Here is a 13,818-nt window from a genome sequence, read left to right as displayed (position 1 = left end):
CCTGCGTGGGCCGCCGGGTCAAACCCGGACCTTCGACCGATTTCTCGGTAACCGACGGTCTTCGGTGGAACCGACACAGAATAGCCTGCCGCCCGCCGATCAGCCAAAACGGACTACACCGCCAGACCGGCGATCAGCAGCGCGTACAGCGCGACGAGCAGGAACACCCGCCGCCAGTGCAGCCGGTCCCACAGCCGCGCCTCGTCGCGCGACGCATCGGCGGCCCCTGACCAGCGGCCGATCCGGTTGTTGACCGGCACCATCAGCGTCACGGTCATCAGCACCACGACGGCCATCACCGCCGCCGCGGTGATGATGAACCAGTCGCGGGTGACGACGGCGGTCGCGATCAGCAGCAACAGGGAGCCGATGTACCAGAACGGCATCACCTTGCCCAGCACCCGGCTGCCGTCGCTGCGGGCCCGCGCGAACCCGTCATCGGGCAACCGCGCGAACACCGGGTTGGTGAACGCCGCGACCGCGATCTCGACGCCGACCATCGGGCCGGTGATCAACAGGGCAAGGGATCCCACGATTGCGTCCATGCCCTCGACCCTGACAGCTTATGCTGACAAAAAACAAGGTACTGACACATTTGGCAGCGTAAGGAGTCGCGATGGCGGTGTCGAAGAAGGGACTCAACGAATGCCCGATCGACACCGCGTTGACGGTGATCGACGGCCGATGGAAAGGCACCATTCTGTGGCGGCTGCAGGACGGCCCGATGCGCACCGCCGAGCTGCGTCGCAGCATCCCCGATATCTCCGAGCGCATGCTCATCCGTCACCTTCGCGAGCTGGTCGACGACGGCATTCTCGACCGCCACGATGCCAAGACGGTGCCGCCGTGTGTGCACTACTCCATCTCGGAGTACGGCAGGACGCTGGCGCCGGTGTTGGAGGCGCTGTGCGACTGGGGCCGCAAGCACATGACCCGCGACGCACTTTCGGCGAGCAGACGCGAGAACCCCCAACCTCGGGCTGTTTGAGGGGAGTTCACGTCTGCTCGCCGGTCACCACCAAGGCGGCCGCCCCGATGAGCCCGGCCTCGCTGCCCAGCGCGGCGGGCACCACCCGCAGGCCGTGCAGGAACTCCAGCCCGGCGTAGGACGCCAGCGCCTCACGCACCGGGTCGAAGAGCAGGGCACCGGATTTCGCGACGCCGCCGCCGATGACGACGAGGTCCAGATCGCACACGGCGGCCACCGACGCGATCATGGCGGCGACGGCGGTGGCCCCGCGCCGATACGCCCGCAGCGCGACGGCGTCTCCCGCGTTGGCGGCGTCGGCGAGTTCCTTGGCGTCGGCGTCGACGGGCGCGTCCCAGCCCTGGGTGCGTGCCCACTGCGCCATCCGCGGGCCCGCGGCGATCGTCTCGACGCAGCCACGTCCGCCGCAACTGCACGGCGCGCCGTCGAGGTCGACGACGACGTGGCCGACGTGCCCGGCGTTGCCGGTGCGCCCGCCGTAGGGGGCCCCGTCGAGCACCAGCCCGCCGCCGACGCCGGTGGACACCACCATGCCGAGCATGAACCGCGCACCGCGGCCCGCCCCGACCCAGCGCTCGCCCAGCGCCATGCACAACCCGTCACCGCGCAGCCGCACCGGGGCGTCGACCACCGCCGCGACCCGGTCGACAAGCGGAAAGCGTTGCCACTCAACGATGTTGATGGGGCTGACGGTTCCGGACGACAGGTCGATCGGCCCGCCGCAGCCGATGCCCACACCGCGCACGCGCCCGCCCGCGGCCGTGAGCGCGTCGGCGATCAGCGCCTCGAGGGCCGCCCACACCGTCTCCGCGTCGCCGTCGGGCGTCGGCGCCTTGGTGTTGTGCACCAGCGTGCCGTCGTCGTCGACCAGGCCGACGGCGATCTTCGTGCCGCCGATGTCGATCGCCAGCGTGGTCATCAGTGGCGGTGGGTGTTGTCGGGCTGACGCGGATCGCCGGGGTGCTCGTAGCCCGGGGCGAGTTCGACGACGGCCGCGCAGCGCGCGTCCAGCCACCGCCGGAACGCGCGACGGCGGGCCGCCCCGCGCAGGTGCGCGGCAATCTCGTCGGTGTCGGTGAACCGCAACGGGTTTCGTTGTTGGTACGCCGCGACGTCTTCGGCGGTGACGTCGACGTCGGCGGTGACGCGGGCGAACACCGCGCGTGCCAGCGGGTCGGCGAGCACCGAGGCGGCGACGCTGCCGATCTCCATGCGGGTCACCGTGTCGGGCAGCAGGTCGTCCTCGCTCGGCGCCTCGTCGGCGCTCAGCCCCAGCGCGCGGGCCTCGGCGGCCACCACCCGTTCGGTCACCAGCAGCTGGGTCAGCCAGCGGCGCAACTGTCGTCCCTCGCTGGTGTTCGGCCGCGGCAGCGACGACGCCAGCCGCGACGCCCGCAGCTGCGCCTCCCGGGCGTCGACCTCCTCGACCGTCACGGGCACCCCGTCGACCGTCGCCGCGTTCATCGCACCACCACCTTCACTGCCGGCGAGTACAGCAGGCTGCCCGCACCGCCGACCCGGATCAACGCCCACCACTCCCCGGGGGCGACCCAGACCGGCGGCGCGACGTCGAAGCCCAGTTCGGCCGTGCCGCGGGCCGCCAGCTCGGCGCCGATGGCGTTCGGGCCCAGCCACTCCCATGTGCCCCACGGGCTGATCAGGTGCGCCTCGACCGCGATGTCGGTGTGTGCGTCGGTGCCGACGGTGACGGCGAGGCGCGCGGTTTCACCGGCCGCGACCTCCACCGGCGACGGCTCGGTCACCCACCGCAGCAGCCGGTCGTCGGGCGGCGCGTCGACCGACACCACGCAGACGTCCTCGACCGCCTGCCGCCACGACGGCGGCATCGCGGCATGGCCGCCCAGGGCGAGCTCCGCACGCACGGGGTAGAGGCCCGGCGCGACTGCAGGCGGCGCCGTCACGGTGACCTCGGTGTCGAGGTGCTCGCCGGGCGGCAGCATGAACGACAGCTCGGCCGGTTCGGCGGTCCAGCCGTCCGGGCAGCGCAGCCGCACGTGGCCGTGCAGCACCGCGTCGCTGCAGTCGCTCACCGCGGTCAACCGCAGCGCCACAGGGGAATTCGGCCGCGCGTCGACGGTCTGCGGGTGCAGGTGGGCGATCACGGGCATGCCGCCGAGCGCGGCCGGCCCGCGGTTGTGCAACCAGTAGCGGGCGTAGAGCGGTTGGGCCGCTTCGGCGTCGGGCGCCAGCACCGTGTGGTCGGCGTCGAGTATCTTGGGCAGGTTGAGTAGGGCTCGCACGGTGGCGATCTCGTAGCTGTGCAACGTCAGATCTGCGGTGGTGGCCGCAGGCTCCTCGAGCAGGTTGACGCGCATTCCGGACACGCGCCGCAGCCCGGATTGCACCGTGACTTCTGCTGGCGCACCGCAGGTCTCGACCAGCCGAAGCGTCACGCCGTCCGACGGGTGCACGGTCTTGCTGCTGCCGGACTCCAGCGGGTTGCCCGCGGCTTTCAGCGCAGCGAGCTGGACTTTGCCCGCGGGTTCGATTTCCAGTAGCGAGCCGGTCTGCGGTAATCCCCTTGCGGCATCGTGCTTCTCGGTGACGGCTAGCAGTGGGCGAGAGAATTCCGCGCTGCGGGCGGGCAGGTCGGCGTGGCGCCAGTCGCCGTCGCCGGAGACCAGCGCGTAGTCGAAGGTGTGGGTCCAGTGCTGCAGCTGGAAGTTGGAGCCGTCGGGAGCGGTGCGCCGGGGCGGGTCGATCCAGGTGCCCGACGGCCACCCGGTACACGACCGCATCAGCGACATGTGCAGGGTGCCGTCGGATTCCACGGCGAAGCCCGGCATTCCGCGGTTGAGGACCGCGACGGTGCGCGCGTCGAACGGCTCGAGGCCGGCTGGGGCCGCCTGGTCGACGACGATCTCGAAGTCGCCGAGGTCCTCGACCACCCCCGACACCGCCGCGCCCAGCGCCGAGGCCGCGACGATCAGCACGGGCAGCGCGCGCACGTGGCGCACGTCGGCGCTGGGCACCCAGGTGTCGGCCAGCGGCGCGACGGGCGGCACCCACACCCTGGCCGTCCCGGTGGTGTACAGCTGGCGTTTGAGCTCCTCGGTGTAGCCCGCGTCGGCCTCGGCCAAAACCGCGGCGGTGAAGGCATTTTCGTCGGGCCCGCCGAGCGCGATGCGGGTGTCGGGCAGGTTGGAGTCGACGCTCAGGTCGCCGTAGCGCGGCTTGTCCGCGCTGCTGCACGTCGCGGTGACGCCCGACCGCACCAGCGCGACCACCAACTCACGCGCCAGCTCGGCCGAGCCGGCTTCCGTCGGCGCCACCACCTCGGCCACCGACACCGCGCGCACCCCGTCGCCGACCCGGACCCGCACCGCCGACGACAGCCCGAACCAGCCGTATGCCGGATTGTCCAGTGTCCACGGGTGTTTGGCGGAGTCGACGGCCGTGTCGGATCCGTCGTGCAGCAGGCCGAACCCGCGCCCGATCACCGCGTCGCCGACCTCGCTGACCGGCAGCGCGCCCGGCACCGGGCACGGCCAGCGCACCCGCAGCAGGCGATCGGCGCCGGTGAACCCGTCGATCGTCGTCTGACAGTCCACCCGCGCGACACCGTGCCAGAGCGTCACGGTCTGCGTGTAGCGCAGCAGCGCCGAGACCGACGTTTCGGCGGAATCCACTCGCACTTTTCCGCCCTTTTGTCCCTTTCGGGGCGGGTCCATCTCGCCCGCATCGATCTCGCCCTCGACGACGATCCGCTCCCCCAGCGGACCGCGATAGGCCTGCACACGCGCGGGCGCGGCCGCCGAGGTGATGACGGGGCCCTTCGGAAGCAGATGCCACGGGCCCTCGCCGGCCTCGGGATGCGCGGAATACTCGTCGTAGACGGCCAATTCGTTGCCGACCCGGCCGTCGGCGATCAGCTCACGACCGCCCTCTTGCAACGAGCAGACGCCGCCACCGCGCGACGGGTCCACGGTGAGCCGGTAGTGCCCGTTGCCGATGCTCACGCCGTCGACCGGCTCCCAGCCCGCGGCCGTCTCATCGGGCCGCAGCCGATACGACTGCCATCCCAGCGACGGCACATCACGGGCCAGCCAACTGACACAGCGACCGCCATGGGTGACGTGGGTGGGCAGCTCGGCGCCGTCGGAGTCCAGCACCCGCACCCCACCCGCCTCCGGGAGCCGGGCGGTGACGAGGTCACTGCGCTTGTGCGCCAGCGGATTCCACACGACGACGTCGCCGTCGATCGCACTGGACAACAGCGCCAACGCGTTGTCGCGGGCGGTCCGGCCTTGCTCCCAGGCGTCGCGCCAGCCGGTCAGCAGGTCGAGGTACACCTGATCCGATTCCGAGCCGGTGATCGCGTCGTGGTGGGCGCCGTAGGCCAGCTGCACCCACGCCTTGGCCAGCGCGGCGTGCGGATAGGTCGCGCCGCCGAGCAGGCCGGCGAACACCGCGAACTTCTCCGCGTCCAGCACCGCGTCCTCGGCGGCCCGATTGGCCTGTTTGGTGTCGATGTAGGACACGTGGCAGCCGGTGTAGATCGGGTTCATGTCGCGGGTCTGCGGCGACGCGGCGACGCCACGCTCGCCCAGTTCGCGGCGCACCGCGGCGAAGAACTCCCGCGGCAGCGCGCAGACAAACCGCGGCCAGGTGTAGCGGGCGTTCCAGTCGCGGTGAATGTCGGTGACCCACTTGTTCGGTGGCGTGTAATCGGTGCCCACCGGCAGCAGCACGTTGCGGGTCAGCGCGACCTTCCTCAGCGAGGTGAACAACTCGTACGTCGCGGCCTCGGCGTCGGCGAGCGTGGCCGCGGAGTCCATCCACCAGCCGGCCGAGTAGTGCGCGGGCATGTAGTGCGTCAGCAGCCCGCGCCCGGACGGCGCGATCCACTCGAACTCGCTGCAGAACTGCATCCGCTCCGGATCACCGCCGCCGGCCATCGGGCCCCACTGGTGATGCGGCCCGCGCGCCCAGGAACTCGACGTCAACCCGACGTCGGCGGCCATACCGGGAAACTGCGGATCGTGGCCGAACGCGTCGAGCTGCCAGGCGGTCTCAGGCGAGGCGCCGAGCACCCCGCGTTGAAATCCCATGCCCGCCACGAAGTTCCGGATCGTCGTCTCGGGGCTGGTGAGGTTGGTGTTGGGTTCGTTGTAGGTGCCGCCCATGATCTCGACGCGACCGTCGGCGATGAAGCGGCGCAGGTCGGTGCGGTCCTCGGGATGGGTGTCCCAGTACGGCTTGAGGTAGTCGACCTCGGCGAGCACGAACTTGTATTCCGGTTCGCGGCGGGCCATTTCGAGGTGGGCGCGCACCAGGTCGAAGCCGTTGGTCTGCCGCGCCCGGCCCGGCGGGTCCTCGCTCCACACGCTGGTGTAGGCGGCCTGGGTGTTCCACCAGACCGGGTCGTAGTGGAAGTGGCTGATCATGTACATCGTCCAGCCGGGCTCGGCGACGGTGAACACGAACGGGCTCACGGTCTCGCCTGCGACGACGCGCGCTCGCCGCTGCTGGCCCACGACCGGGTCGGTGACCGTCACCGCGACTTCGACGCTGCCGTCACCGGCGGCGGTCGGCGCGTGCCCGCTCAGCCCGTCGCCGTCGACGCGCACGGTCTCGCCGCCGTCGGTATAGGTGACCCGCACCAGCTGCAGCGGCGCGTGCGGCGGCCCGACGAACAGCTCCGTCGACTCGGCCGAAATCACCCGCACGCCAATACCCTATGTGCGCCGACCCCATTGGGGTGAGCAACACCGCGAGCAGACGCGAAATCCCCTCGATACGCCGGTTTGAGGGCGATTTCGCGTCTGCTCGCCGGGGGACAGGACCGCCGACACCGCCTCACGACCGCGACACGTCGACCAGCAGCGCGCGGTGATCCGACACCGGCAACAGCGGCGCGCAGCACCGCTCGACGCGCAGACTCGAGTCGTCGGTGAGGATGTGGTCGAGCTGGCGGGTCGGCGCCTCGGCGGGAAACGTCATCCCCTGCGCCAGCGCCCGCAACCCGCTCCAGCGTCGCACCGGGCCCGGCGTCAGGTTCAGATCCCCCATCAGCACCGCCGGCGAGGCAAACCCGCGCAGATCGCGCAGCAGGTGGCGCAGTTGCACGCGGTTCCACCCCGGCACGAACGACAGATGCGTGTTCGCGACCGTCAACGGACCCAGCGGCGTGTCCAGCCGACCCACCATCGCCGCGCGCGGCTCCTCGTCCACCACCTTCACCCGGTTCGGCCCCGGCAGATACATCGGAAACCGCATCGGGATCCGCGGCAGCCGCAACACCTGCCAGTTCTCCGCGGGAAACCGCGACAGCAGCGCGATGCCGTAGGCAGCGGTGCCGGGCTGCTCGTCACCGGTCGCGGCCATCCACGTCGCGTCGGGCGTGCCGGAGATCGCGGCGACGAACCGGTGGCTCAGCGCGCCCATCGCCTCCGCGGCGATCGCGGTGAGATCCGTCTTACCCGACCGCGGCTGGTCCAAGTCGACTTCCTGCAGCGCCAGGATGTCGGCGTCGAGCATCTTGACGGCCTCGACGAGCCGGTCCTGCTCGACCACGCCGTCGTGCACGCTGCGTCCGTGCAGGATGTTGAAGGTCGCCATCCGCATGGGTACTCATGTACCCACAATGACCGCCGAGCCCTCAGGAGCGATGTGCCCGCACGAAACGACGATCTGCGCGACGCGCTTCGGCGCGCCGCGTCGGCGCTGCGCGACCACGGGCCCGACTTCGCCCTCGGCGGCAGCTACGCGCTGTGGGTGTTCGGCGGCCCCGAACCGGTGCACGACGTGGATTTCGTCGTCGCCGAACCCGACACCGAAGCCGCCGCGCTGACGCTCGAGAAGGCCGGCTTCACCATCGAGCGCACCCCCGAGGACTGGTTGTTCAAGGCCTGCGTCGAGGACGACTTCGTCATCGACGTGCTGCACCGACTCAACGGCGTGCCGGTCGACGCCGACACCATCAACAGCGCCGAGGAGTATGACGTGCTCGCGATCCGGATGAAGGTGCTGGCGCCGACGTACGTGATGGCGGAAAAGCTCAACTCGCTCAACGAGCACAACTGCGACTTCTCGGCGCTGCTGCCCGCGGTGCGCGCGGTGCGCGAGCGCCTGGACTGGCAGCGGCTCAGCGCCGACACCGCCGACAACCCGTATGCCGCGGCGTTTCTGGTGCTCGCCGAGAAGCTGGGCATCACCTCCCCCTAGCCCCCTAGCCCCCTAGCGCCCTTAGCGCGAGCAGACGCGAAAACCCCCAAAACTACGCGGAAAAGGGGGTTTTCACGTCTGCTCGCGGTCAGTGGGCAACTGCCCGCCTCAGCCGCTGCGCGACGGCCTTCACCGCACGCACCACGTCGGGCGGCTCGAGCACCTCGAAATCGGCGCCGACGGCCGCGAAGTACAGCACCATGCGTTCGGGGTCGTCGGCGCCGGCGGTGACGATGCACGCGTCGGGTCCGTCGGGCTCGATCGTCACCGACGCCGGTGGGAAACGCTGAGCCACAACCTCTTCCGGCGCCTGATAGCGCACCCGGGCGACGTAACGGTAGGGCGAGCTGCTGATCGACCGTCGCACATAGCTGGCTGCATCGGGCGCGTCGCGCGGAACGAACGTCGTCCCCAGCGCGCGCACGTTCGACATCCGGTCCAACCGCAGGCTGCGCCAGTCCTGCCGATCGCGGTCGTAGGCCAGCAGATACCAGCGCCGGCCGGTGGTCACCAATTGGTAGGGCTCGAGCCGACGCTGGGTGGCGTTACCGCGGATGTCGACGTAGGAGGTGCTGACGTGTTCGTGGTCGCGGCTGGCGCGGGCCAACGTCATCAGCACCTCGGGCTCGACGGGCGAATCCGGCGACGGCGACGTGAGCGTGACGGTCGCGTCGTGCACCGCGGACACCTGCGACCGCAGCCGCGACGGCATCACCTGGTCGAGCTTGGACAGCGCCCGCAGCGCCGACTCCCCCACCCCGGCGATCGTCCCGCCCGCGGCCAGCCGCAGACACACCGCCACCGCGACGGCCTCGTCGGGGTCGAGCAGCAACGGCGGCAACGCCGCACCCGCGCCGAGCTGGTATCCGCCGCCGTGGCCCTTGCTGGCGTGCACGGGATAGCCGAGCTCGCGCAGCCGTTCCACGTCGCGACGCACGCTGCGGGTGGTCACCCCGAGCCGTTCGGCGAGCTCCTCGCCCGTCCACACCCGCCGCGACTGCAGCAGCCCGAGCAGCTGCAGCACCCGGCTCGTCGTTTCGGACACATCCGCAGACTGCCACAGTCTTAGGACAAGGCCCGTCCGCTGAGGCGCAGGATCACCTTGCGCACCTCGTCGAACCACAGCACCGCCGAGGCCATCGCGATCGCCGCGGCCCAGTGCGCGAGGTCCAGGCCGGTCGTGCCGAACGCGGCCTGCAGCAACGGCAGGTGCACCACCGCGACCTGCGCCATCGCGCCGACCGCCACCGCCGCCCACAACCACGGGTTGCTGAACAGCCGGTGGAACGCGCTGGTGGTCTCCGAGCGCGAGTTGAACGTGTTGAACAGCTGCGCGAACACCAGCGTCGTGAACCCCGCGGTGCGCGCCACCTCCAGCGAGTCCGACCCCTCGATCAGCCCGCCGGGCAGAAACATGTCCATGGTCAGCAGCGTGACCGCGGCCATCACCAGGCCGATGGACATGATGCCCGCCCACATCTGCCGGTCGATGATGCGGTCGGTCAACCGCCGCGGCGGGCGCCTCATCACGTCGTCGATCTCGGGATCGACCCCCATCGCCAGCGCCGGGGTGGAGTCGGTGACCAGGTTGATCCACAGGATCTGGGTGGCCAGCAGCGGCACCACGACGGCCTCGCCGGGCGCGGCGGTCAACCCGATGAAGCCGGCGAACAGCACCCCGAAGAACACCGTGAAGACCTCGCCCATGTTCGACGAGAGCAGGTAGCGCACGAACTTCTTGATGTTGTCGAAGATGATGCGGCCCTGGCGCACCGCGGCGACGATGGTCGCGAAATTGTCATCGCCCAGAACCATTTTGGCGGCTTCCTTGGTCACCTCGGTTCCGGTGATGCCCATCGCGACGCCGATGTCGGCGGACTTCAGCGCCGGCGCGTCGTTGACGCCGTCTCCGGTCATCGCGACGACGTGGCCCTGCGACTGCAGCGCGTCGACGATGCGCAGCTTGTGCTGCGGCGCCACCCGCGCATAGACCGAGGTCGTGGCGCTCACGTCGACCAACTCGCGCCAGGACAGCTCGTCGAGCTGCTGCCCGGTGATCGCCGACGCGCCGGATTCGACGATGCCCAGGTCCTCGGCGATGCGGGCCGCGGTGCCGGGATGGTCGCCGGTGATCATCAGCACCCGGATGCCCGCGCGGCGCGCGTCGGCGATCGCGTCGGCGGCCTCGTCGCGGGGCGGGTCGATGATGCCCACCACGCCGAGGTAGATCAGGTCGTGTTCGAGCGCCTCGTCGACGCCGTCGTGCACCTCGGTGTCGTCGACGCGGCGGTAGGCGACCGCGAGGGTGCGAAACGCCTGCCGCGACAGCTCGTCGACGTCGCCGAGCGCGCGCTCGCGGCGGGCGTCGTCGAGCGGCACCACGTCGTCGCCGACTTGCATTGCCGCGCAATGGTTCAGCAGCACGTCGGGGGCGCCCTTGGCGATCAGTGTGGGACGGTCGTCGTCGCCGCGGCAGAACACCGACATCATCTTGCGCTGGGAGGTGAACGGGATCTCCCCTTCGCGGTGGTAGCGCTGCGTGCGGTCGGTCGCGTCGGCGAGCTTGTGCGCCGCGACGAGGAACGCCGCCTCGGTCGGGTCGCCCTCGATCTCCCACTGGCCGTCGCGGCAGTACAGCGCGGCGTTGTTGGCCAGCGCGCCGCCGGCGACGACCATGCTCGCCTCGGTGGCCAGCGCCGGGTCGGTGATCTCGCCGCCGTTGTGCAGCGCGGTGCCGTCGGGTTGGTAACCGACGCCGGTGAGTTCGATCTCGCCGGAGGCCGTGCGGATCCGCTGGATGGTCATCTCGTTCTTGGTCAGGGTGCCGGTCTTGTCCGAGGCGATGACGGTGGCCGACCCGAGCGTTTCGACCGAGTGCAGCTTCTTGACGACGGCGTTGCGCGCGGCCATCCGTTGCACGCCGATGGCCAGCACGACCGACAGGATCGCCGGCAGGCCTTCGGGCACGGCGGCGACGGCCAGCGACACGCCGAGCAGCAGCACGGTGACGAACTCCGACACCGTGGACACCTCGTTGATGGCCGCGGTGACGACCATGACGACGACGGCGATGACGACGACGGTGATCCCGAGAAGCCTGCTGACACCGGCCATTTCCTTCTGCAGCGGGCTGGCGTCCTCCTCGGTGGCTTCGAGCAGCCCGGCGATGGCGCCCATCTCGGTGGCCATCCCGGTCGCGGTCACGACCGCGCGGCCGACGCCCTGGGTCACCGCGGTGCCCTTGTAGACCATGTCCTGGCGGTCACCGAGCGGGACGCGACGCGGCAGCGTCGCCGGGTCTTTGGTGACGGCCTCGCTCTCGCCGGTCAGCGACGCCTCCTGCACCCGCAGCGCGGACGCCAACAGCAGCCGGGCGTCGGCGCCGACGGCGTCGCCCTCGTTGAGCACGAGGATGTCGCCGCGGACGAGTTCGTGCGACGGCACCGTGCGCAGCTCGCCGTCGCGCAGCACGGTCGAGGACGCCTCGGTCATCGACTTGAGGGCGGCCACGGCGGTCTCTGCCCGGCTCTCCTGGATCAGGCCGAGCGCGGCGTTCAGGATCACGACGGCGGCGATCACCGTCGCGTCGATCGGCACGCCGACGGCGCCCTCGGCCGCCCAGGCGATCAGCGAGATGGCGACGGCGCCGAGCAGCAGGTAGATCAGCGGATGCTGGAACTGCGAAAGGATTTTGCGCCACAACGGAACCGGGGGCTTGGCGCGCAGCTCGTTGGGCCCGTCCTCCCGGAGTCGGCGCGCGGCCTCGGCGGAGGTGAGCCCGACGGCGGGGTCGACGCCCAGCTCGGCGGCGACGTCGGCGGCGTCCCGCAGCGACGGGTCGGATGCGGCGGTGGCGAGCGAATCCACCCCAACAGTCTGACCCGTGGACGCGCCGCAGACAGTCATAGGACCGTAACTGTCCTAAAACGGTGAAAGCATCGGGGCATGAAGATTCCCGAGTTGTTCGCCGACCAGCTCGACTTTCACTGGACGCATCAGCTGCGCCCCCGCCTCGACGGGCTCAGCGACGACGAGAGGAGCCGGTGCCGGGGTGCTGGACGGTGCGCCGCGACGGGTCGATCGATTTCGCGTATCCACCGCCGGAGCCGGCGCCGTTCACGACGATCGCGTGGCGGCTGGCGCACGTGATCGTCGGTGTGCTCGCGGTGCGCAACTACTCGCACTTCGGCGGGCCGGAGGCGAGCTATGAGACGTGGCCCTACGCGACCGACGCCGCGACGGCGTTGAGCCAGCTCGACGACGCGTATGCCCGCTGGATCGCGGGTGCGCGGGGGCTGTCCGAGGAGGATCTGGACCGTCCGATCGGGCCGGCGGAGGGGCCGTGGGCCGAGTATCCGATGTCGATGCTGGTGTTGCACATCAACCGCGAGGTGATTCACCATGGCGCCGAAATAGCTTGTATCCGAGATCTTTACGTCCACTCGACTCATAGGAGATGAATAGCGATGCCAGGAATGCCGCCACCCGGAGCCGATGAACGAGAAACGCTACTGAGCTTCCTCGCATTTCAGCAGAACGCGTTCTTCGCGGTGGCCTACGGCCTGACGGATGAGCAGGCGCGGTCCACGCCGTCGGTGAGCGCGCTGTCGATCGGCGGGCTGGTCAAGCACGCGGCGGGCGTGCAGAAGGGCTGGACGGACCGCGCGAAGTACGCGCCGGAGTTTCCGCCGAGAGACGAGCGGCCGATGGAAGAGATCATGGCCGAGTACGCCGACCAGTACGTGATGCGTTCAGACGAGACGCTCGCAGGGTTGTTGGAGGGGTTGAAGCAGCAGAACGCGGAGACGCTGCGAGTGTTCGGCTCGGCGGCGCTCGACACGCCGGTGCCGGTGCCGCCCGAGGTGCCGTGGTTTCCCAAGGACATCGGCCACTGGGACGTGCGATGGGTGGGGATGCATCTGATCGAGGAGCTCAGCCGCCACGCCGGGCACGCCGACATCATCCGCGAATCCATCGACGGCGCAACGATGTACGAGTTGATGGCCGCCCACGAGGAGTGGCCGGAGACGGACTTCATCAAGCGCTGGAGGCCGTCGACCTAGGCGGGCAGGGATTTCAACCACGCGTCCATGAAGTGGTCGTCGTCGTCGAAACCCCGCAGTCGCGCGGCCTCGTCGAAGAGGTCGAGCACGCGCTGATGGATGTGGTACGCGGTGGAGCGGGGCATGGCGCCGGGGCCGTAGACGCCGCGGCGGAGCCGACGGACCCGGCCCCGGCGCAGCTCCCACCGCAACGCATCGGAGAGTGCTTTCGACGGGTTGCCGACGACGGCGAAACCCTGAGATTCGAGCAGTTCGAGCATGTCGTAGATGCTGGCTGCACCGTGCACGTCGAGGTTGTGCGTGAGCACGTACCGCAGTTCGATCCCGCGCAGGATTCTCTTGGTTGCCATGACGCCACCCTGGCATCCAGGGGTGACAAGCACTTCTGGGCGCGGCCGGCTCCGGGGGTATGTATGCCCAAGTGCCAAGCTATGAGCGAATCTTTCGCTCAACTACTACCGCGTGCCGGGCCAGCTACCCCGTGTCGCCCTGCCATCTCGCGCCAACGCCGCCATCTCCCGCCAACGCCGCCATCTCGTGCCGACACCCCCTTCTCGTGCCGTCCCCGCCTCGACCCCC

At 70.2% G+C, this 13,818-nt stretch carries 11 protein-coding genes and 1 pseudogene; 4 read left to right on the top strand and 8 right to left on the bottom strand.

Annotation, left to right across the window (positions count from 1 at the left end; translation table 11 throughout):
• Positions 1-113: 113 nt before the first annotated feature.
• Entirely contained in the window at positions 114-545 is a 432-nt protein-coding gene (locus tag MELE44368_RS15765) for an anthrone oxygenase family protein (RefSeq protein WP_064889619.1), read from the bottom strand.
• 71 nt (positions 546-616) lie between these two features.
• Here MELE44368_RS15765 and MELE44368_RS15760 point away from each other — a divergent pair, with 71 nt between their 5' ends.
• Positions 617-988 (top strand): winged helix-turn-helix transcriptional regulator, encoded by a 372-nt coding sequence (locus MELE44368_RS15760; protein WP_064889617.1) that lies wholly within the window; start codon positions 617-619, stop codon positions 986-988.
• A 7-nt stretch (positions 989-995) separates the two neighbouring features.
• Here MELE44368_RS15760 and MELE44368_RS15755 read toward each other — a convergent pair whose 3' ends face one another.
• The 4 genes from MELE44368_RS15755 to MELE44368_RS15740 all read right to left on the bottom strand — a co-directional run bounded on the left by MELE44368_RS15755 (position 996) and on the right by MELE44368_RS15740 (position 7,576).
• On the bottom strand, positions 996-1,907 hold the full coding sequence (locus tag MELE44368_RS15755; RefSeq protein WP_164890123.1) for an ROK family protein: 912 nt from the start codon (positions 1,905-1,907) through the stop codon (positions 996-998).
• Complete coding sequence (locus MELE44368_RS15750; protein WP_128109341.1) at positions 1,907-2,452, bottom strand: DUF7158 domain-containing protein; 546 nt, start codon at positions 2,450-2,452, stop codon at positions 1,907-1,909. Before MELE44368_RS15750 ends, MELE44368_RS15755 begins: the two co-directional genes overlap by 1 nt.
• Positions 2,449-6,678, bottom strand: a complete 4,230-nt coding sequence (locus MELE44368_RS15745; protein WP_128109340.1) for a glycoside hydrolase family 38 N-terminal domain-containing protein — start codon at positions 6,676-6,678, stop codon at positions 2,449-2,451. The genes MELE44368_RS15750 and MELE44368_RS15745 overlap by 4 nt, the downstream gene beginning before the upstream one ends.
• Positions 6,679-6,808: 130 nt before the next feature.
• Complete coding sequence (locus MELE44368_RS15740; protein ID WP_128109339.1) at positions 6,809-7,576, bottom strand: endonuclease/exonuclease/phosphatase family protein; 768 nt, start codon at positions 7,574-7,576, stop codon at positions 6,809-6,811.
• Positions 7,577-7,621: 45 nt separating this feature from the next.
• On the opposite strand from MELE44368_RS15740, the gene MELE44368_RS15735 reads away from it, so the two are divergent.
• On the top strand, positions 7,622-8,176 hold the full coding sequence (locus MELE44368_RS15735; RefSeq protein ID WP_128109338.1) for a nucleotidyltransferase: 555 nt from the start codon (positions 7,622-7,624) through the stop codon (positions 8,174-8,176).
• 88 nt (positions 8,177-8,264) lie between these two features.
• Here MELE44368_RS15735 and MELE44368_RS15730 read toward each other — a convergent pair whose 3' ends face one another.
• Positions 8,265-9,221 (bottom strand): helix-turn-helix transcriptional regulator, encoded by a 957-nt coding sequence (locus MELE44368_RS15730; protein ID WP_128109337.1) that lies wholly within the window; start codon positions 9,219-9,221, stop codon positions 8,265-8,267.
• Between the two features lie 20 nt (positions 9,222-9,241).
• Positions 9,242-12,043, bottom strand: a complete 2,802-nt coding sequence (locus tag MELE44368_RS15725) for a cation-translocating P-type ATPase (protein ID WP_409366128.1) — start codon at positions 12,041-12,043, stop codon at positions 9,242-9,244.
• 78 nt (positions 12,044-12,121) lie between these two features.
• On the opposite strand from MELE44368_RS15725, the pseudogene MELE44368_RS15720 reads away from it, so the two are divergent.
• Together MELE44368_RS15720 and MELE44368_RS15715 are read left to right on the top strand one after the other, a co-directional pair.
• Positions 12,122-12,636 (top strand): annotated as a pseudogene (locus MELE44368_RS15720) (DinB family protein).
• Between the two features lie 6 nt (positions 12,637-12,642).
• Positions 12,643-13,239 carry a DinB family protein gene (locus MELE44368_RS15715; protein WP_128109335.1) on the top strand — a complete coding sequence of 199 codons (597 nt, stop codon included), beginning with the start codon at positions 12,643-12,645 and terminating at the stop codon, positions 13,237-13,239.
• On the opposite strand, the gene MELE44368_RS15710 is transcribed toward MELE44368_RS15715, so the two are convergent.
• Positions 13,236-13,589 carry a hypothetical protein gene (locus MELE44368_RS15710; protein WP_128109334.1) on the bottom strand — a complete coding sequence of 118 codons (354 nt, stop codon included), beginning with the start codon at positions 13,587-13,589 and terminating at the stop codon, positions 13,236-13,238. The two genes, MELE44368_RS15715 and MELE44368_RS15710, sit on opposite strands and share 4 nt — an antisense overlap.
• Positions 13,590-13,818: the final 229 nt, after the last annotated feature.

Source organism: Mycolicibacterium elephantis DSM 44368 (assembly GCF_004014805.1).
Classification (GTDB): Bacteria; Actinomycetota; Actinomycetes; order Mycobacteriales; family Mycobacteriaceae; genus Mycobacterium; species Mycobacterium elephantis.
This window is presented reverse-complemented; position numbering and strand designations above follow the sequence as displayed.

Bases quoted from the DNA above. Each gene is read 5' to 3' on its own strand.
- MELE44368_RS15765 (WP_064889619.1), bottom strand. From the start codon at position 545: ATGGACGCAATCGTGGGATCCCTTGCCCTGTTGATCACCGGCCCGATG.
- MELE44368_RS15760 (WP_064889617.1), top strand. From the start codon at position 617: ATGGCGGTGTCGAAGAAGGGACTCAACGAATGCCCGATCGACACCGCG.
- MELE44368_RS15755 (WP_164890123.1), bottom strand. From the start codon at position 1,907: ATGACCACGCTGGCGATCGACATCGGCGGCACGAAGATCGCCGTCGGC.
- MELE44368_RS15750 (WP_128109341.1), bottom strand. From the start codon at position 2,452: ATGAACGCGGCGACGGTCGACGGGGTGCCCGTGACGGTCGAGGAGGTC.
- MELE44368_RS15740 (WP_128109339.1), bottom strand. From the start codon at position 7,576: ATGCGGATGGCGACCTTCAACATCCTGCACGGACGCAGCGTGCACGAC.
- MELE44368_RS15715 (WP_128109335.1), top strand. From the start codon at position 12,643: ATGCCAGGAATGCCGCCACCCGGAGCCGATGAACGAGAAACGCTACTG.
- MELE44368_RS15710 (WP_128109334.1), bottom strand. From the start codon at position 13,589: ATGGCAACCAAGAGAATCCTGCGCGGGATCGAACTGCGGTACGTGCTC.